Source organism: Brevibacillus gelatini (assembly GCF_003710935.1).
Lineage (GTDB): Bacteria > Bacillota > Bacilli > Brevibacillales > Brevibacillaceae > Brevibacillus > Brevibacillus gelatini.
This window is the reverse complement of sequence record NZ_RHHS01000030.1, coordinates 84,529-103,723: the sequence shown is the minus strand read 5'-3', so window position 1 is coordinate 103,723 and position 19,195 is coordinate 84,529. Positions and strand designations below refer to the sequence as shown.

Genomic DNA, 19,195 nt, shown 5'->3' with positions numbered 1-19,195 from the left:
GTAGGGGATTCGAACCCCTGTATGACAGCGTGAAAGGCTGCTGTGTTAAACCGCTTCACCAACGGGCCATGAAAATGAATGGCGGATGGAGTGGGATTTGAACCCACGAGACGAGTTATCCCCGTCTACACGATTTCCAATCGTGCTCCTTCGGCCGCTCGGACATCCATCCATATATATGGAAAGGGATCAAAGTGATCTACCTTGTTTTTCCCTCGGAATTCATATACTATCATAAGTTTGTGGGCTTGGCAAGAACTTTTTTAATTTCATTTAAAAAGTTCACTGTCATATAACTTTTCTGCCAGGCACAATAGCCATTTTAGCGCGTGAGTCATGCGCTGTCAACGAAAAATTAAACAAAAACCGATTTTCTTTTTCGCTGACTACGCCAAGCCGTCTTTGCAAGCTACGCACTTATAATTGCCTGTGAAACCGAATTTTACTCCACTTGTAAAACACAAACTTCTTTCCCAAGCATACCTGCGATCGGGCATACATCCCGTACGTTAAGAAAGCGAGCAAACACGCTTTTCTGGATGGTCAAAGCAATAAATAATGGTATACTTTACCATAGGACAAGATTGGCGGTGGAAGGCCACGGCGCAGCTTCCTACAAAGGGGGTGAAGCTGATGGTCTCGCTCGGCACGCTCTACCTCTTCCTGAAGGTACTGGCGACGCTGCTCAGCCTGTGGTTTAGTGGCAGAAAGCTGTACCGATGGGCAAGAAAGCGGCGTAACAAGCGAAAACCCACCGCCTGAGGTTGACCGCCCGACGGTGGGTTCGCTGGTTTTGTAATCATGCGCGCCGTGGGCGTGCCACAGCTTCTTGTCCAGGGAGTCAAGTGCCGCTGCAACGGCTTTGGCTCCTTTTCATTCGTATGCCGAAAAACGCAAAGGCTATACTCCCAGTTTAACACCTTTGGCCTTCTTCATACAAGGAAAGAGACGTTCACCATTCATTGATTCCGCTCATAAACCAGGCGCAATCCTTTTAAGGTCAAATAAGGATCGACCACCTGAATGCACGATGTCTCGTCTGCCAAAAGCGAAGCCATCCCGCCTGTTGCTACTACTGTCGGTTCTGTCTGGTACTCCGCTTTGATCCGGCGAACAATTCCCTCGACCTGGCCTACAAATCCGTAAAAAATGCCTGCCTGCATGGCCGCAATCGTATTTCTCCCTACTACGCTCGCAGGCTTTGCAATTTCGATGCGCGGCAGCTTTGCCGCCCGGCTGAACAGCGCCTCTGTGGAAATGCCGATACCCGGGGCAATCGCTCCCCCCAAATACTGCCCACGCTCGTCCACATAGCAAAAAGTCGTCGCCGTCCCAAAATCGACGACAATCAAAGGGGCCCCGTATTCGTGAATGGCCGCTACCGCGTTGACGATCCGGTCCGAGCCTACTTCGCGCGGATACTCGTACTTGATGTTCAGCCCGGTCTTGACCCCCGGCCCGACGATGAGCGCTTTTTGCCGCAAATATTTGCCGCACATACGCTCAATCACCGTATTCAAAGGCGGCACAACCGAGGAAAAAATGACCCCTTTAACCTGCTGCAAAGTCAGCCCCGCGCTGTCAAACAGACTTTTTACCAGCATGCCGTACTCGTCTTCTGTCTTGTTCCGGTCGGCGGCAATCCGCCAATGATGCCGCAGTACCTCGCCCTCGTACAGACCAAGGACGATGTTGGAGTTGCCTATGTCGATCACCAGTAGCATACAGGTCGCTCCTTACCGTTTGCGCGTATTCAAATCCAGGCTAATATCAAACGCCTTGACCGAGTGGGTCAGAGCGCCGACAGAGATGACATCCACGCCCGTTTTGGCAATATTTCCGATCGTCTCCAGACTGACGCCTCCGGAAGCCTCGACAACCGCCCGCCCATCAATGAGCGCCACCGCTTCTCTCATGGTTTCCAAAGACATGTTGTCCAGCATGATAATGTCCGCGCCCGCTTCCAATGCTTCACGCACCTGTTCCAGCGACTCCGCCTCCACCTCTACCGTCATCGTGTGCGGAATCGCTGCGCGCGCGGCGGCAACGGCCTGTGCGATGCCGCCCGCTCCCTTGATGTGATTGTCCTTAATCATCACTGCGTCGTACAGGGCAAAACGGTGATTGTGGCCACCTCCGACACGAACAGCGTACTTTTCCAGAAAACGAAGTCCCGGAGTCGTCTTGCGCGTATCCACTACCCGCGCTTTCGTTCCCGCTACCGCCGCCACGTATTCGCTCGTCTTCGTCGCGATACCGGACAGACGCTGCATCAAATTAAGCGCAAGCCGCTCGCCGCTCAGAATGGAACGCACGGAGCCGCTCACCTCCGCCAGCTCCTGACCGACTTCTACGCGTTGCCCTTCTTCCACTTTTGCCGTAAACACCAGATCGGGATCAACCGTCGCAAAAACTTGCCGGGCAATCGGCAGTCCTGCTATCACTCCCGCTTCCTTTGCGTACAAAATTCCCGTTCCTTGCTCAGACTCCGGGATCGTGCTCAGCGTCGTCACATCGCCAAAGCCGATATCCTCCTGCAGCCACTCTTCGATCTTGCGTTCCAGCTCTCGTTTATTCCACATCGTTTTTTCCACACTCCTCTTGAACGCCGTCCGCAAACGTCTGGATCAAATGCTTGCGCCATAACAAATCGTCCTTATTCGGAAAATCATTGCGATAATGTCCGCCGCGACTTTCCTCGCGAAGCAGCGCGGCTCTCGTCGTCAGCACCGCTGCGTTCAGCAGGTTCAAAAACTCGAACGTCTCCCGATCCTGCGCCGCATATTGGTAAAACCGCCCCATTCGCTCCAGCTCCGTCAGTGCTTTCAACAAGCCTTTTTCGTCGCGTTTGACGCCGACATGCCGCAGCATCAGCTTTTGCAGCTTCACTCTCTGTTCACGTGTACTAAACTTTCGCGCTTCCCGGTATTCCGATACAGCCCGGACCGGGCGAATGTCAGGCAGTTCCGGCAGCTGCTTGATCCGCTGCGCGATGCGATGTCCGAACACGACCGCTTCCGACAACGAATTGCTCGCCAGTCTGTTGGCACCGTGCACCCCCGTGCAGGACGCTTCCCCGCAGGCAAACAGCCGTCTGGTCGTCGTCTCCCCGTTCAGATCGGTCTGAACGCCGCCCATGATGTAGTGGCACGCAGGGGCAACCGGAATCCAGTCTGTTACCATGTCCAGCCCGTATTGCAGACAAAAGTTGTAGATCGTCGGGAAGCGGCGCTTGATTAGCTCCTCCGGCTCGTGCGTGATGTCCAGATAGACAAACGACGATTTGGTCTGCTCCATCTCCGAAACGATGGCGCGGGCTACAATGTCGCGTGGCGCCAGCTCTTTTTGCGGATGGTACTTGTCCATGAAGCGGTCGCCGTTGCTGTTGCGCAAAATGGCGCCTTCTCCCCGTACCGCCTCGGAGATCAGAAAGCGCGGCGCTCCCGGATAGTACAGCGCCGTAGGGTGAAACTGGATGAACTCGACATCCTTGATGCGCGCCCCGGCGCGATAGGCGATGCCGATACCGTCGGCGGTGGCAATATCCGGATTGGTCGTGTAGCGGTACAGTTGCCCTGCTCCCCCGGTTGCCAGCACGGTTGCTTTTGCCTCCAGGAAAAACATGTCTCCCTCCGGCTTTTGCACGATAACCCCCACGCACTCCCCATCCTGTGTGACCACATCAATGGCAAAATGGTGCTCCAGCACGCGAATGTTCGCCTGCTCCATCACCCGCTTCGACAGAGCGCGGACGATTTCTGCTCCGGTCGCATCCCCGTTGGCGTGCAAAATGCGCCGCTTGCTGTGTGCGCCTTCCTGCGTCAGTTCATACTGGCCTTGTTCATCCCGGTCAAACTCCGTACCGTATGCAATCAGTTCCTTCAAGCGCTCAGGCCCTTCGTGTACGAGCACTTCCACCGCTTCGTACGAGCAAAGTCCAGCTCCCGCGATCAGCGTATCCTGACGATGCAAAGCCGGAGAATCTGACTTGGCCGTCACGGCGGCAATGCCTCCCTGCGCCCAGCGGGTATTGCTGTCATCCAGCCCTTTTTTGCTTATCAAAACTACATCGGCATACTCGCTCGTCTGCAATGCCGTATACAACCCGGCGATCCCTGCTCCTACAACGGCTACGTCTGTTTTCATTCGAGGCAACGACTGCAAATCAAAATCCGCAATATAACGGGGAATCATGGCTGCTGTCCCTTCTCTCCGTAACTGATGATTTCCCACCCATTATAGCAAATACCGACCGGATGAAAACTACATTGGACGAGTTCCTGTTCAGGCGTACAAAAAAGAGCATCCGCACACAGGCGAACACTCTTTGCAGGACACGATGTTCAGTTGGACTGGGCGATGCATTCCTTGCAGGTTCCGTACACTTCAAACTTGTGTCCGGTCACCTGAAAATCATCCGGCACAGCCGCCAGGACGTTCATCGGACAGCCTGGCAGAGAAGAAGTCTTCCCGCATTCCGTACAGATGACGTGGTGATGATGATGCCCGTCGGCAGAGCAAGCGAGACGGTAACGGCCTTCTCCGTCCAGCTCTGTTTCCTCCAGAATTCCCAGCTCAACAAAAGTGGAGATGTTGCGATAAACCGTGTCGAAGCTGAGCGTCGGATACTGCTCCTTGATTCGTTCCATAATATCTTTGGCAGACAAGTAGCGCTTTTCGGCTGCGCAGATGCGGATCATCTCCTCCCGCTTGCCGGTATATTTGTACCCGTTCGCCTTCAAAATTTGCAGGGCTTCTTCCACTTTCATCGACAAACACTCCTTCCTTTTGTCTTGACGTGATGACTCTATCGCATGATTACACGCAACTTTTTGATCCCCAAGACAACGAGCATAATCAAAACAGCCATCAACACAATTGTACCACCAGATGCCCAATCGAAGAGATAGGCAAAATACAGACCGCTCAGCACGGAAATTTCCGCAAAAAGAATGGAGAAAAAGATTGTTTGGCGAAAGCTTCGCGCAATTTGCAGGCTCGCCGCAACGGGAAGCGTAATCAACGCGGAAATCAAAAGCACGCCGACAATGCGCATGGAAGCAGCAATCGTAAGCGCCACGAGCACCATGAACCACAGGTTGATCGATCTGCGCGCGACACCGGACACCCGGGCGAACTCTTCGTCAAAGGAGACAGCGAACAGTTCCTTGTAGATCAAAAAGACGGTGCCCAGCACAACGACGGCCACGCCAATCAGCGCATACAAGTCCTCGATGGAGACGGTGACAATTTTCCCGAACAAATACGAGTACAGGTCAGCGTTGAATCCGTCCGCCACACTGATTAACACCGTAAACAGCCCGAGACCCGCGGACAAAATGATCGGAATCGCCAAGTCCTGATACGCTTTGTACACTTTGCGCAGCCGTTCAATGAACAAAGAGCCGACTACCGCAAAAAGCATCCCGAAAAACAGCGGGTTTACTGCCGAGAAAAAGGCAATTTTTTTCGAGACGAGCATCCCCGCCGCCACGCCCGAGAGCGTGACGTGAGAAAGACCGTCGGCCATCATCGACAAGCGCCGGACGATGAGAAACGTCCCGAGCAACGGGCAAATCAGGCCAATCAAAATCCCCGAAAACAGGGTATACCGCAAAAAATCATACTGCCACCAATCAGCCAGCATGGTCATACTCCTTCTTTGTTATCTCGTTTGCAACGGCTTAATGGTGATGAGACAAAAGGCGCACAGAATCACCATACATGCTCTGCAATATTTTTTCCTGATTGTGCTCAAACTCGTGAGCCGTTCCATGGAAGTGAATCTTCTTCTGCACGCAAGCTACCTTTGTCACCCATTGCGACATGACGCCGACGTCGTGGCTCACGATCATCATCGTCAGGCCGTTTTCCTCCTTGAGCGAGCGAAGCAGGCCGTAAAACTGCTCAATCGATTCCTGGTCCACACCAACTGTAGGCTCGTCGAGAATCAGCAGCTCCGGTTCTGCCACGAGCGCACGCGCGATGAACACACGCTGCAATTGTCCGCCAGACAGGCTGCCGATGCGCTGGTTGAGCTTTTCCGCCAGGCCGACACGCTCAACGGCGGCGCGCACGCTTTCATGATGCCGGGCGGTCAACCTGCGGAAAAGACCGACCTTGCCCACCAGACCGGAAGCCACGACTTCCTGCACCGTCGCGGGAAAACCGCCAGCCCCGTGAGCTACCTGCTGTGCTACATAGCCAATCCGGTTCCATTCGCGGAATTTGGACAAAGGCTGCCCGAACAGCTCGACCGTTCCTTTGTTCGGAGTGAGCAGGCCAAGGATCAGCTTCATCAGTGTCGATTTTCCCGAGCCATTCGGGCCGACAATCCCGACAAACTCTCCCCGTTCAAGCGAAAATTCGACTCCATCCAGCACCAGTTTGTCTTCATATTGAAAGGAGACGTCCGTGAGCTTTACCACAGGCACTCCTTGGGTCATTGCTTCCATGCAATAATCATCCTTTAAATCGGATTTGTTCTGATTTGCTACCTTACATCCTACTACGATTTTCCCCGAACCACAACCCTTCCATGGTCAAAAAAGCCGGAATACGGCAGTCAGGTCAAAGGCACAAGCGGGGCAAGCGGGTAAAGAAAAAATGCCGCTTTATGTAGCGACATTTTGTTCACGCTGCTTTTATTGCAAGGCGACCTTCAAAGTCTCCAGATTGTCACGCATGATGGACAAGTAGTCACGTCCGCCTTTTACATCGTCCTCTGTCAAACCTTCGAGCGGATTGAGGGTAGCTGTCTTCACGCCGGCTTCCTTCGCGATGACTTCCGCTACTTTTGGTGAGACGAGTGATTCAAACAAAACGTAGGAGATGTTGTGTTCCTTCACATGCTCCACCAGGCTTTTCAATTCTGCCGGAGACGGCTCGTCAGCCGGATTCAGCCCGGAAATGGCCACCTGCTCCAGTCCGTACCGATTTGCCAAATAGGAGAACGCGCTGTGCGAGGTCATGAACTCTTTTTTGGCAGCTTGTGCAGCCATGTTTTGAAACTCCTGATCCAACTGGTCCAGGTCAGCAGCCAATTGGGCGTAGTTTTTCTCATAATCGGCAGCGTGGGCCTGGTCTTTTTGCACCAGCGTATTTTTCACTTTTTCTGCCTGCGCTTTCAGCTTCGTAGGGTCCAGCCAGACGTGCGGGTCAAATTCGCCGTGGTCATGGTCGTGCTCCTCGGTGGCCGCTTCTCCTTCGTGCTCGTGCTCATGTTCATGCTCATGCTCTTCTGTCGCTTTCAGCAACTCAAGACCTTCCGACGCATTGACGATGACCGTCTTGTTTTTGTCGAGGTTGCCAACCGCTTTATCGACCCACAGCTCCAGGCCGCTGCCGTTGTAGGCAAAAATGTCTGCGTTCGCCAACGCGACCATGTCTTTTGCGGTTGGCTCGAAATCGTGCGGTTCTACTCCAATTGGAATGATGTTCGTCACTTCCACATGGTCGCCTCCGATGCGCTTGGCTACGTATTCGAGCGGATAAATAGTCGTATATACTTTTGGCTTGGCATTCGCATCGCCGCCAGTTTGCGGCGTGCTTGCTGTCTGCTCGGCTGCGCCGCATCCGGCAATGCTGACCGCTGCAATCAGGCTCACGATCGCCATCAGGCCCTTTTTCATCTCTATGCTCCTCCTACCCAATTCAAAATGATTCCGATTTAGTTTCATGATCGTTTTTCATTATACGGACAGAAGCCCAAAAAGTAAATAGGATTTATTCCGATTTAATCGTCATTTGCTTGCAACGTTGCGCATCGCTTCACAATTTCTCCAAGCCGTTATGATAAGATAATGGGCAGGAGGTATGTCCAAAATGAAACGTCAATCATGGTTAGCTGTCAGCTTCATCACCGCAGCTCTGCTTGCCGGCTGCGGCTCTGCCGATCAGGCTGCCGACGATCACGCGAATCACGCACAGCACGCCCCGAATGGGGACCTGCAGGAAATGACCGCTTCTGTCGACCAGCTTCCGAAGTTTTTGGATAATCAAGACCCTGTCATTATCGAATCGTACAAAATCGCCGCCGCAAACCGCGAACTGCTCAAATCCATCCCCTGCTACTGCGGCTGCGGAGAGAGTGCTGGGCATCTGCACAACGGCAACTGCTTTATCAAAGAGGAAAAGCCGGATGGCTCCATCGTCTGGGATGACCACGGGACACGCTGCGGCGTCTGCATGGAGATTGCCGTTATTTCCTCCAAGCTGAAGCAGGCGGGCAAATCGACAAAAGAAATTCGCGATTACATCGACCACACCTACAAAGAAGGCTACGGAAAACCGACACCGACTCCGATGCCGTCTTGAACAGCGGAGAGATGGCGTCAGGTTCTGGCGCTTGGTCGCAAAAAAGCTTCCTTACGCTCACGAGGGAGCTTTTTTTTGCTGGGGACCCGATCCATGTTAACAGTTGCCATCCGGGACATGACCGTTTACAATTATACCTAGATTTCCGATGCATCCAAATTCGATACAAAAGGGAGGTACCCATGACGATTAACAAAGAGCTGATGAAGGGCAGTACAGTCATCCTGGTTTTGACCTTGCTCGAACAAAAGCCGATGTACGGCTACGAAATGATTAAGACGATGGAAAAAAACTCAAACGGCGTACTCACGTTGAAGGAAGGCACGCTCTATCCGATTTTGCACACGCTGGAGTCGGAAGGAAAAGTCGAGGCGTTCTGGAGCGAGGGAGACGGCGAGCGTAAACGCAAATATTATCAAATCACGCCAGAAGGCAAACGGCATCTCCAGGACAAAAAACGGGAATGGATCTCGTTTCGCAGCGCAGTAGACCAAGTATTGGGCGGTGAATCGTCATGAGCCAGCCGGACAAAATAGCAAATTACATAGAGGAAGTTTGCAGGCAAATTGCCAGCAAGGAAGTTCACCCTGCCATCCGGCTGGAGCTGGAAGGGCATTTTGCCGAAAAAATAGCCGACTACCGCGAAGCAGGGTACTCGGAAGAAGCGGCGATTGCTCAGGCGATTGCCGAGATGGGTGATCCCGTATCCATTGGCCGCCAGTTGCATCAAGCCCACAAGCCGCGTATGGAATGGAGCATCGTGGCGATGATTGCCATTCTGCTTGGCGTCGGACTGCTGACCATGTTTTCGCTTCACACGGCAATGGTCAACGACAAGCTCGTCGAGAATAAGCTTGTTGGCATGTTGATCGGCAGCATCCTGTTTGTGCTCATTTTGTTTTCCAATTACCGCAAGCTGCTAAAATACAGCCGCTATCTTTACCTTGCGACGCTGATCGTTCTGCTGTTTACCTTGCACAACGGCGAAATGCTAAACGGCATCCCGCATCTTGCCATTGGGTCAACTCTCGTCAATTTCGTCGCGCTCAGTCCCTTTTTGTTCACAGTCGCGCTGGCCGGAATTTTTGCCCAATGGAACTGGAACGGCCGCCACATCACATGGAGGGCACTTGCCTACTTCCTCCCGCCATGCCTGCTTTTGGCGTCCGAGCAGCAAACGTTTATGTTGGTCCTGTTTGGGAGCGCCTTCCTCTTCCTCCTGGCGGCTTCCCCTGTCAAACGGCGTACCCTGCTGGCTGTCAGTGGATGGATCGCCGCAAGCGCCAGCGGCTGTGTCTACCTGTTTTCTAGCCCGTACATGCTGGATCGGTGGCTCGCTTACCTTTCTCCTTACAACGATCCGAATGGAAAAGGCTATCTCGCCATTCAAATGCTGGAGGCTGTCCGCTCCGCCGGGCTGTGGGGGCAAGGATTCGGCTCGCGTCTCGATACCCTCCCTGCGACCGAAACGGATTTTGTTTTTGCTTATCTGATCTACAGCTTCGGTTTGGCCGCTGGGGCGATGTTGTTCGCCATTGGTCTGTTCCTCGCCGGTCGCTGGATACGCGCAATCAAGCGGGTAAAAGACAGGTACGGCTCGCTGCTGCTGACAGGCATCGCTGTGCTGACCTTCCTGCCTTACTTCTGGAGCATGCTCATGACGTTCGGACTGCTGCCCCGAGTATCGGTTCCCCTCCCTTTTATCAGCCACGGCAATACGCACCTGATTTTGCAAATGGCACTGATGGGGCTTGCGCTGAACATTTATCGCCGAAAAGACATCCAGCCTCTGGCGCAGTCCTAGACCAGCCTTTTGCGTGCCTGCCCAACAAAACAAAGGGAGCAAAGCTTCTGACAAGCCTTGCTCCCTTTCCTATTCTCGAAAAAATGACGAACCCGTTTACGCCGGAGCTACTTCCAGCATCCGCTCCAACGAAGCGCGCGCTGCGTCTGCAATATCTTTTGGCACGTAAATTTCCGGCTTCATCGTTTCCAGCGCCTCGACGCATTTTTTCAGGTTGTTCACCTTCATGTTCGGGCAGACGAGGTATTTGGACGCGAAAATAAACTTTTTGTCCGGGCTGTCCTTTTCCAGCATGTAGCGTGTGCCGTCCTCGGTCCCGATGATAAATTCCTTGTGGGACGATTCGCGGCAGTATTTGAGGATTCCGGTTGTGGAGCCTACATAGTCGGCCAAGGCAACCACTTCCGGGCGGCATTCCGGATGCACGACAACCAATGCCTCTGGATGCTGCCGCTTCAACGTCATGATGTCTTCGACAGACAACTGGTCATGCGTATTGCAGTAGCCTTCCCAGATAATCATCTTCTTGTCCGTGAACTGGGATACATAGTGGCCCAGGTTTTTGTCCGGAACCCAGATGATCTCATCGCTGTCTACAGATTCAATCACCCGCTTTGCGTTAGACGACGTACAGCAGATGTGTGTCTCTGCCTTGACGTCAGCAGAAGTGTTGATGTACGCCACGACTTTCGCATTTGGATGCTGTGCCTTTAGCTTGCGCAGCCCCTCTACGTTCACCATGTCCGCCATTGGACAGCCTGCACGCTCATCAGGGATGATGACCTTCTTTTGGGGATTGAGAATTTTTGCACTTTCTCCCATGAAGTGAACCCCGCAGAACAAGATGACATCTGCATCGGTTTCCTTTGCTTTTTGTGCCAGTCCAAAGGAGTCCCCAATAAAGTCGGCTACTTCCTGAATCTCAGGACGTTGGTAAAAATGAGCAAGAATGATGGCATTACGCTCTTTCTTCAGCTGCATCAATCGTTCACGTAACTCAGCGTTGCGCTGGGCTTTTTTTTCTAACGCTAAAGCGTCCATGGAAAAAATCCCCCTACGGTGGTGTCATAATTTACGGTCATTGTAAGCCGATAACCGGGTCTTGTCAATGTAAGCGTTGTTACATGATTTTTCTATGCTTTCCTGTTCCCAGGACCCCTATACAAAAAGCCTATAGCTCCCGCATGTTCTCGCCATTTGCTGTCGATGGAAGGCAGCAAAAAACCGTCCCGGTCAAGGACGGTTTCGGAGGCGGGCAGTCTGGCCTATTTTGGCGGCTCGCCAATCACCCGTTCCAGAATAAATCTGGCAACACCATCGTCGTTATGATGCGGCGCAATATATTTGGCAATCTCCTTGAGCGCTGGCGACGCGTTTTCCATCGCGACCGAATAGCCAGCCCCGGTCAGTGCCTCGCGGTCGTTTTCCGCATCACCGAACGCCATCACCTGCTCTGGTGCAATTCCCCATGCTTTGCAAAAATACAGCAGCCCTTCCCATTTGGAGACGCCCTGGGGAATAACCTCGATATTATCCTTGCCGGACGAAGTGATCGTCACCTGCTCCTGCCACGGGCTGAATTGTTCGGCAACCCACTTGAGGCGCTCCGGATTGTTGTCCCAGATGAAAAACTTGACGATTTCCGCTTCTCCGGATTCGATTTGCTGCAGCACTTCCGCAAGCGGCGCGACGCGGGCAAGCTTGTAAAACGCAAACTGCCGCATGGAGACTCCTTCCACTGATGCATCCTGCTCAATGATCGCCTCCAGACGCTCTCGATCCTCCTGCACCATCCAGCGATTGCTTTTTGTATCATGCAGCTCGTAGTAAATCGGCTCCTGTCGCAGCGCATGGATTGCATCGATTACCATTTGCTTCGGCAAGAAAAAGCGGCGAACGAGCGTGCCGTCTTTTTCGTAAATGGCAGCCCCGTTGCTGCATACGTATCCGTCAAATGGAAACGAGTCAATCGGGACTTGGGCCGAGCCAAACATTCTGCCTGTCGACAGCACCAGCTTGCAGCCCTTCTCCTGCAGCTTGAACAGTGCTTCTCTCGTCCCTTCTGTCATTTGCGACGCCTTGTTCAACAGCGTACCGTCCATATCAAATGCGGCCATTTCCGGTGTAAGCAACATCTTGTCTCCTCCTCCATCGATTCGGTTGCGTATGCTTTTTGCCACTGCGCGCTTCTTGTTCATTGATGAAGAAAAGAGGCACCTGAGGCGCCCCTTATTGTTTCGGTTCTTCGTTTGTTTCTTCTTGTTTTGGTTGAATGTTGACGACCACATCACCGTTATCCGGATAGTCCGGATCGTTGTCCATTCTTCCTGTCTCGATCAATTGCTTGATTTGCTCAGCATCGAGCGTCTCTACGCGCAGCAAAGTGTTGGCAATCAGATCAAGCTGATCGCGGTGCTTGGTCAACAGTTCTTTACATCTTGCGTAGCATTCGTTGATGATGTTTTGCATTTCCAGATCGATCTCATAGGCGATCTGGTCGGAGTAGTTGCGCTCGTTGCCATAATCGCGGCCCAGGAATACCTGTCCCTGGCTCTTGCCGAACTGCATCGGGCCGAGCTTGCTCATCCCGTATTCGGTAATCATGCTGCGGGCAATCGCGGTTGCGCGCTGGAAGTCGTTATGTGCCCCGGTACTAATATCCCCGAGCACCAGCTCCTCAGCCACTCGTCCACCCAACAACCCGACGATTTTGTCGAGCAAATCTGTTTTTGTTGCAAAGAAACGGTCTTCTTTTGGCAGCATCACGGTGTATCCGCCAGCCTGGCCGCGCGGAATGATCGTTACCTTATGTACCATTTCTGCATTTCTCAGGTGATAGCCGATAATGGTATGACCGGCTTCGTGGAAAGCAACCAGGCGTCTTTCCTCTTCGCTGACAACGCGAGATTTTTTCGCCGGACCAGCAATGACGCGGTCGATCGCTTCGTCGATTTCCTTCATGCTGATTTGCTTTTTGTTTTTGCGGGCGGTAAGGAGAGCAGCTTCGTTGAGCAGGTTCTCCAAATCTGCACCCGTGAAGCCCGAAGTACCACGGGCAATCACATCCAGCTTCACGTCATCGCCAAGCGGCTTGTTGCGGGCATGAACCTTGAGCACCGCTTCACGGCCTTTGATGTCGGGACGATCCACTGTAATTTGACGGTCAAAACGTCCTGGACGCAGAAGCGCCGGGTCGAGAATGTCAGGTCGGTTGGTCGCAGCCACCATGATGATGCCTTCGTTGCCACCGAAACCGTCCATCTCTACGAGCAACTGGTTGAGTGTTTGCTCGCGCTCGTCATGACCGCCGCCGAGACCAGCTCCACGCTGGCGACCTACGGCGTCGATCTCGTCGATAAAGATAATGCACGGAGCATTTTTCTTCGCGTTTTCAAACAGGTCACGTACGCGGGATGCACCCACCCCGACGAACATTTCCACAAAGTCAGAACCGGAAATGCTGAAGAACGGAACACCTGCTTCACCAGCAACAGCGCGGGCGAGCAAGGTTTTACCAGTACCCGGAGGACCTACGAGCAGAACCCCTTTTGGAATACGGGCACCGACCGCGTTGAATTTGCGCGGGTCTTTCAGGAACTCAACGACTTCCTCCAGCTCCGCTTTTTCTTCATCTGCACCCGCTACGTCGTCAAACGTAACGCGCTTCTTCTCTTCGTTGTACAGCTTCGCGCGGCTTTTTCCGAAGTTCATCACCCGGCTGCCGCCACCCTGAGCATTGTTCAGAAGGAAGAAAAACAGGATGAAAATGATGACAAAAGGAATGATCGAGGTCAGGAACGTGAGCCAAATGCTGTTGCCCTCCGCTGGATTGAACTCTACCTTTTTCAGTTTTTGTTCATCAATTTTCGTCTCGACCAGCTTTACAACATCAGAGTCGTACAAAGGAACGTTGGTAAAAAATTTGTTGCTTTCCTGTCCCGGAATAGCTTTAGCCAGTGTACCCTCTACCCTGTATGTACCGTTTTCAGGACGCATGGATAGCTCTGTAACATTGTCAGCTTTCAGCTGTACCCGGAAATCCTGATATGTAAGTTTCCCAACCTTATCAGTACCGGAGAGGATGAAATTCACGATCCCGACCGTGACAAGAAAAATCAGCAGGTAGAACCCGGTATTACGAAAAAAGCGATTCATTCCTTACCTCCTCTCACGAACAGACACTTTTCACATTTTATCATATTTTGCTAAGTCTCCACAACAAAGCTACTTGGTGTAGACCTCAGGCTTCAATATCCCGATGTACGGCAAATTGCGGTACTTCTCGGCATAGTCCAGACCGTATCCGACGACGAACTCGTCCGGAATATCGTAACCGCTGTAGTCTGGCGAAATATCCACCTTGCGACGCTCCGGTTTGTTGAGGAGTGTCACAACCTTCACAGAAGCAGCTTCCCGATGGCGCAACAGCTCTACCAGTCGGCTCAGTGTCAGTCCGCTGTCCATGATGTCTTCGACAATCAGCACATGTCTGTTTTGCACGGAGGTATCAAGGTCCTTCAGGATTTTCACCATACCCGAGGACTCGGTGCCGCTTCCGTAGCTGGAAACCGCCATGAAATCCATTTCGCACGGAATATCCATATGACGGATCAGATCAGCCATGAAAAGAACCGCGCCTTTCAGAACGCAAATCACCAGCGGATTTTTGTCCTTGTATTCGGCAGCCAGTGTCTTGCCCAATTCCTTTACCTTTCTTGCAATATCCTCTTCTGATAGCAAAATCTTCTCGATGTCTTGATTCATGAAAAAACCTCCCGCCAATCTTCTCCAAACTCAACCCGCACGTGCAGAAAACGCCTGGTCTGTTCATTTACCGGCGCTACGGCGGAACGGCGCACGCCTGGTACCAAAATCACCTCATCGCCCGCCGTCAGAAGCGGAAGTTTGTCCCGCCATGCTCGCGGAAATTTGGCATCAATGAGTAGATCTTTCAGCTTCTTTCCATCTGCCGAGCCAAACAGAGTGAGTCGGTCTCCTGGTTTCCGGTTACGCAAATACAGCGCTCCTGGAAGCTGATCGGCGTCAAACACCGCTTCGTTGTCCGGGAGACGCCCCCAATCCATGGGACCTTCAAGGTAAGAAATATGTACCGTGGCATTGCTCTCGTCGATCCGGGTCACCCCTGGAACTGCGAGTTCGTAACTATAGGTATGTATGCAGTCTTGCCGCTTTCTACGACTGAAAAGAATTCGTCCGTACATCCGGCTTACCACCAGCTTGTCGGGCAAATGCAGTTCCGCAGAAGGGCGACTCCCCCCTAGCATGTGCAAAACGGTCTCCACATGCTGCGAAGACCATTCGGTATGTTTTGAGAGATAACTTAATATTAGAGTAATCATTCTCCTTTGTAAAGCAACGTCACAAGTTTGAAACTTGTCATTGTCAATCAGAAATGCTTCCTGTTTCTTTTCAATTGTCACCTCATCCAGACGTTCGCGGGCCAGCCCTGTCAAGCAAGCTTCATCCTGGGAAATCGCCCTGGCCAGATCGAGAATATGCTCGCGGTACTTTTCGTTCACCTTGGCAAGCAAAGGCATCACGTCAAGGCGCAGCAGATTGCGCTTGTACTTGCGCGAGCGGTTGCTGCTGTCCTCGCGCGGGACAAGACCATTTTCCTGGCAATAGGCTTCCAGTTCCTGACGCGTTTTATACAACAGGGGACGCACCAGTTCAATCTGGCTATTTTCCAGCATGCGACGCTGCGGCATGCCAGTCAGTCCCTGCAGCCTGCTGCCGCGGACGAGCCGAAACAAAATCGTCTCTACCTGGTCGTCTGCATGATGCGCCAATGCCAGCTTGCTCGCCCCGTGCGCAACGCCCACTTCCCGATAAAAACGGTAGCGCAGCTCGCGGCTCGCCTCCTGGCTCCCTTTTCCCGTCTTTTTCATATAAGAGGGGACATCGTACTCAAACAGGTGAAAAACTGCGCCAAGCTCGCTGCACAACGCCTCTGCGTACCGGGCGTCCAGCCTGGCCTCCTCTCCGCGAAAGCCGTGATTCAGGTGTACGGCGTGCAGCGTCCAGCCGTAGTCATATTTTTTATTGAGAGAAGCCAATATATGCAAAAGAGCTGTAGAATCGTTGCCACCGGAAACCCCTACCACAATCGTTTCACCGGGAAGCAGAAGCCCGGCAGCCTCAATCTCGTTGTGTACGCTTGCCAGCATAGCGGGCTCCTTTCCAAATCGTCACGACAGAAATACCAAAAATAAGTCCAGATGCAATAGCTCCTGCTACCATCAGCGTCTTGGTCGCCAGGGTAATGCCTTCCACGTAGTTGTTGTTGACGAAAGCAAGCATCGACTTGTAAGCCAATGACCCCGGAACGAGCGGGATGATGCCCGCAACGCTGAAGTTGGTCGAAGGAACGCGAAGCAAGATGGATAAAAATTGACTCAGCAACGAGACGATCGCCGCGGATGCAAATGTCGAAAGCAACACTTCCGCGCCCAGGCTCGGCAAAAGCGAGTACACGCAAAAACCGACCATCCCCGCCAATCCGCCTGCAAAAATGGTGCGGACCGGGACGTTAAACAGCACACACCACGCCATTGATGAGACGAAGCTCAGCGCCAAACCTTGAAAAAACATACTTCTCACCCCACCCAGAGAATAATCGCGGTGGCTACCGCTACGGAGACGGCCGTCAGCATGGCCTCGACCCCTCGCGAAACACCTGCAACCAGATCACCCGCCAGCAAATCCCGCAGCGAGTTGGTGATCGCGATCCCTGGGAACAACGGAAGCATGGCACCGATAATAATGATGCTGATGTGCAACTGTGGAAAGATCGTCACAGCCAGCAAGGCGAACAGCCCGCCCAGCAAGGCAGCCGAAAATTCCGTAAAAAACTTCATTCGAACAAACTGTTCCAAAAATTCAAGGCTGAGATTGACGGTCAGCCCCGCCAATGCGGACGGGATGAGGTCAAACCACGTACCGCCCGCCAGCATGGCAAAGGAGCCGCTGGCGGTAGCGGCTGCCGCATGCTGAAGCCATATCGGGTATATCGGCTTTTCCTGATCGATTTGGCGCAGCAGGCGATACGCTTGCTCCAAATTGATTTTTCCGCCGACGAACCGGCGGGACACATCGTTTACGAGGGTGATTTTATTCAAATTGGTAGTCCGCTTCGGGGTTCGCACCATCCGGGTATGATCGAGCCCGCTGCACCGGAAAGACAAAATGATGCTCGTAGGCGTCGCAGAGCTGTTGACGTCATCCATGCCCGCTGCCTCCGCGATTAAGGCCATCGTCTCTTCCGTGCGGTAAGTTTCACCACCATTTTTCAATATAATTGATCCTGCCAACAAGCAAGTATCCATCACCAAATCCGGGGACACAAACCGTCACATCCTTCACATGAACCATGCATAATACAACGTGCCAGCCAATAGCAAAAGCGAGGCGACGAACAAGCCGCTTATGCCTCCCCCTGCCTTGCCTGCGGCGGCCGAAGCCTTTTTTTGCGGCTTCTCGACAGTTCGCTCCCGAAGCACTGCCAACAGCTCCGCTCTCATTTCCTGCGCGGTGGCAAACTTCCCGTGAAAAGCCTTCAACAAAGGCACTCGATAAGGGTACAGGCTGTCACTTTTTCGTATTATATCACAGAGCAATCCCGTGTGACGCGGTCCACTTTGGCTGCTTTTCCACCTCTCTTTTCCCACTGTCAAACGCACCATCATGACGGCTGCGGAAAACAGATCATAGCCGATTTCGGCCCGTCTGTCCCCTGCGTGCCAAAAAGCCCGATCGTACTCCTCGGTAAACTGGCGCACGGCATTTCCCAGCTTTGTCACACCGCCAAAATCAATCAGCCGCACCGTCTTGTCCGTCCGGCTCACCATGATGTTCTCCGGCTTGAGGTCTCCGAAAATGTAGCCGTGCCTGTGCAAGACATCGAGACGGGCCAAAAGCTGGACGATCATGACGGGCACCCATTCCTCCCCTTCTTTTTGAATGTACCGATCCAGCTGTTCGCCCTCCAGGTATTCCATGGCGTAAAACGTGCACGGCTTTCCGTTTACGACCAGGTCGTCCACATCACAGAGGAGCGGTCCCACTTTGGAATCCCGCCCCTGCTGTATGCTTTTCAGCACGTTTACTTCCATTAAAATATCCATGCCTTCCGCGCCAACCTTGACAGCGCGACGCACGCCGTCCTGGGAAACGAGGTAGACAGTGCCGTTCGCACCACGTCCCAACTCCCGCAGAACGTGGTACGACCGACGGTTCCATTTGCCCTGAAAATGTTTGGGCAGATCAGGAGTCACAGCCTTAGAAGACATGGTCGCGCAAACTTCCGTTCATGTCGTCATTTTCTGCTTCGTCGCGATAGCGCTCCTGCAGCGAGCTTGGGAGTTTATCCTGCTCAAACAAGGCAATCGCTTCGACAATGGCGGGGCCAGTCGGTGTAATTCCGCTCATCGTCAAATCGCTGGTCAGCTGATGAGCCTGTTCCACCTTGTCCGTCCATGGAATGCGTATATCCAAATATTTATGTTTCCCAGGAAATGAACCAACAGCCATTCTGCTTTTCCCGCTTCGGGAGTGCAAGCTGATGCTAAAGTCGTGGATGGCTTGCTGAACCGCCGACAGCTTTGGCTTCATGCTGCCGGATGTATCGACCAGCATCACGACGTTCAGACTGCTTTTTTCCCCCAGCTCGTCCACCATGCCTGCTACCTGCACGCGCTTGTCGGGAGCCAATTCCTCTATTCCGGAATCGCCCAAAATCTCTTTCAATTCTTTATTGACCACCTGATGGATCGTTCTCGTCATCGCCTTGCGCGTCAACATCTGTACTGTTTGCGCCAGCTGCTGCGGGTAGACGATGTCGCACAGCCCGCCTCCGGCTTCGGCGATTTCACGGATTTCACGCTCCCCTTTTTCGCCCATTTCGCTTTTGTCAATGACACCAATGACGTTTACCGTAATCCCTTGCTCACGGGCAAGAGCTGCCGCTGCTACCGGGCTCATCCCTGTATTGGAGCAGCCGTCTGTTACTACCAGAATCTGACGAAGTGTCGCTTCTTTCACAAATAATCTCCCCAT

At 52.9% G+C, this 19,195-nt stretch carries 20 protein-coding genes and 1 tRNA gene; 4 read left to right on the top strand and 17 right to left on the bottom strand.

Going from position 1 to position 19,195, the window contains the following annotated elements:
• Positions 1–79 precede the first annotated feature (79 nt).
• Positions 80–172, bottom strand: a tRNA-Ser gene (locus tag EDM57_RS13485).
• 461 nt (positions 173–633) lie between these two features.
• Here EDM57_RS13485 and EDM57_RS23910 point away from each other — a divergent pair.
• Complete coding sequence (locus EDM57_RS23910) at positions 634–762, top strand: hypothetical protein (protein WP_281274236.1); 129 nt, start codon at positions 634–636, stop codon at positions 760–762.
• Positions 763–959: 197 nt separating this feature from the next.
• Here the strand turns inward: EDM57_RS23910 and EDM57_RS13480 are convergent, their stop codons facing one another.
• The 7 genes from EDM57_RS13480 to EDM57_RS13450 form a co-directional block, all read right to left on the bottom strand.
• On the bottom strand, positions 960–1,724 hold the full coding sequence (locus EDM57_RS13480) for a type III pantothenate kinase (protein ID WP_122905262.1): 765 nt from the start codon (positions 1,722–1,724) through the stop codon (positions 960–962).
• 12 nt (positions 1,725–1,736) lie between these two features.
• Positions 1,737–2,582, bottom strand: a complete 846-nt coding sequence (gene nadC / locus EDM57_RS13475; protein ID WP_122905261.1) for a carboxylating nicotinate-nucleotide diphosphorylase — start codon at positions 2,580–2,582, stop codon at positions 1,737–1,739.
• A complete protein-coding gene (nadB, locus tag EDM57_RS13470; RefSeq protein WP_122905260.1) occupies positions 2,572–4,194 on the bottom strand; it encodes an L-aspartate oxidase in 1,623 nt (540 codons plus the stop codon). The genes nadC and nadB overlap by 11 nt, the downstream gene beginning before the upstream one ends.
• Positions 4,195–4,343: 149 nt before the next feature.
• Entirely contained in the window at positions 4,344–4,769 is a 426-nt protein-coding gene (locus tag EDM57_RS13465) for a Fur family transcriptional regulator (RefSeq protein WP_122905259.1), read from the bottom strand.
• A gap of 38 nt (positions 4,770–4,807) precedes the next feature.
• The gene (locus tag EDM57_RS13460) at positions 4,808–5,647 is read right to left on the bottom strand and encodes a metal ABC transporter permease (RefSeq protein WP_122905258.1); all 840 of its coding nucleotides are present in this window, start codon (positions 5,645–5,647) and stop codon (positions 4,808–4,810) included.
• A 37-nt stretch (positions 5,648–5,684) separates the two neighbouring features.
• Complete coding sequence (locus tag EDM57_RS13455; RefSeq protein ID WP_122905257.1) at positions 5,685–6,455, bottom strand: metal ABC transporter ATP-binding protein; 771 nt, start codon at positions 6,453–6,455, stop codon at positions 5,685–5,687.
• Between the two features lie 189 nt (positions 6,456–6,644).
• The gene (locus EDM57_RS13450; RefSeq protein WP_122905256.1) at positions 6,645–7,631 is read right to left on the bottom strand and encodes a metal ABC transporter substrate-binding protein; all 987 of its coding nucleotides are present in this window, start codon (positions 7,629–7,631) and stop codon (positions 6,645–6,647) included.
• Positions 7,632–7,824: 193 nt separating this feature from the next.
• Here EDM57_RS13450 and EDM57_RS13445 point away from each other — a divergent pair, with 193 nt between their 5' ends.
• The 3 genes from EDM57_RS13445 to EDM57_RS13435 all read left to right on the top strand — a co-directional run bounded on the left by EDM57_RS13445 (position 7,825) and on the right by EDM57_RS13435 (position 10,120).
• Positions 7,825–8,316: a PCYCGC domain-containing protein gene (locus tag EDM57_RS13445; RefSeq protein WP_122905255.1), complete on the top strand. Its 492-nt coding sequence runs from the start codon at positions 7,825–7,827 to the stop codon at positions 8,314–8,316.
• A gap of 182 nt (positions 8,317–8,498) precedes the next feature.
• The gene (locus tag EDM57_RS13440; RefSeq protein WP_122905254.1) at positions 8,499–8,834 is read left to right on the top strand and encodes a PadR family transcriptional regulator; all 336 of its coding nucleotides are present in this window, start codon (positions 8,499–8,501) and stop codon (positions 8,832–8,834) included.
• Complete coding sequence (locus EDM57_RS13435) at positions 8,831–10,120, top strand: FtsW/RodA/SpoVE family cell cycle protein (RefSeq protein ID WP_122905253.1); 1,290 nt, start codon at positions 8,831–8,833, stop codon at positions 10,118–10,120. The genes EDM57_RS13440 and EDM57_RS13435 overlap by 4 nt, the downstream gene beginning before the upstream one ends.
• Before the next feature lie 96 nt (positions 10,121–10,216).
• On the opposite strand, the gene nadA is transcribed toward EDM57_RS13435, so the two are convergent.
• The 9 genes from nadA to EDM57_RS13390 all read right to left on the bottom strand — a co-directional run bounded on the left by nadA (position 10,217) and on the right by EDM57_RS13390 (position 19,180).
• The gene (gene nadA / locus EDM57_RS13430) at positions 10,217–11,161 is read right to left on the bottom strand and encodes a quinolinate synthase NadA (RefSeq protein WP_122905252.1); all 945 of its coding nucleotides are present in this window, start codon (positions 11,159–11,161) and stop codon (positions 10,217–10,219) included.
• 224 nt (positions 11,162–11,385) lie between these two features.
• Positions 11,386–12,255: an HAD family hydrolase gene (locus EDM57_RS13425; protein WP_122905251.1), complete on the bottom strand. Its 870-nt coding sequence runs from the start codon at positions 12,253–12,255 to the stop codon at positions 11,386–11,388.
• A gap of 94 nt (positions 12,256–12,349) precedes the next feature.
• Positions 12,350–14,275, bottom strand: a complete 1,926-nt coding sequence (ftsH, locus tag EDM57_RS13420; RefSeq protein ID WP_122905250.1) for an ATP-dependent zinc metalloprotease FtsH — start codon at positions 14,273–14,275, stop codon at positions 12,350–12,352.
• Positions 14,276–14,344: 69 nt separating this feature from the next.
• Positions 14,345–14,884 (bottom strand): hypoxanthine phosphoribosyltransferase, encoded by a 540-nt coding sequence (gene hpt / locus EDM57_RS13415; RefSeq protein ID WP_122905249.1) that lies wholly within the window; start codon positions 14,882–14,884, stop codon positions 14,345–14,347.
• Positions 14,881–16,308 carry a tRNA lysidine(34) synthetase TilS gene (tilS, locus tag EDM57_RS13410; protein WP_122905248.1) on the bottom strand — a complete coding sequence of 476 codons (1,428 nt, stop codon included), beginning with the start codon at positions 16,306–16,308 and terminating at the stop codon, positions 14,881–14,883. Before tilS ends, hpt begins: the two co-directional genes overlap by 4 nt.
• The gene (locus EDM57_RS13405) at positions 16,280–16,732 is read right to left on the bottom strand and encodes a threonine/serine exporter family protein (RefSeq protein WP_122905247.1); all 453 of its coding nucleotides are present in this window, start codon (positions 16,730–16,732) and stop codon (positions 16,280–16,282) included. Before EDM57_RS13405 ends, tilS begins: the two co-directional genes overlap by 29 nt.
• A gap of 5 nt (positions 16,733–16,737) precedes the next feature.
• A complete protein-coding gene (locus tag EDM57_RS13400; RefSeq protein WP_122905246.1) occupies positions 16,738–17,484 on the bottom strand; it encodes a threonine/serine exporter family protein in 747 nt (248 codons plus the stop codon).
• A 15-nt stretch (positions 17,485–17,499) separates the two neighbouring features.
• Complete coding sequence (locus EDM57_RS13395) at positions 17,500–18,429, bottom strand: serine/threonine protein kinase (protein WP_122905245.1); 930 nt, start codon at positions 18,427–18,429, stop codon at positions 17,500–17,502.
• Entirely contained in the window at positions 18,419–19,180 is a 762-nt protein-coding gene (locus EDM57_RS13390) for a vWA domain-containing protein (protein ID WP_122905244.1), read from the bottom strand. The genes EDM57_RS13395 and EDM57_RS13390 overlap by 11 nt, the downstream gene beginning before the upstream one ends.
• Between the last annotated feature and the right edge of the window lie 15 nt (positions 19,181–19,195).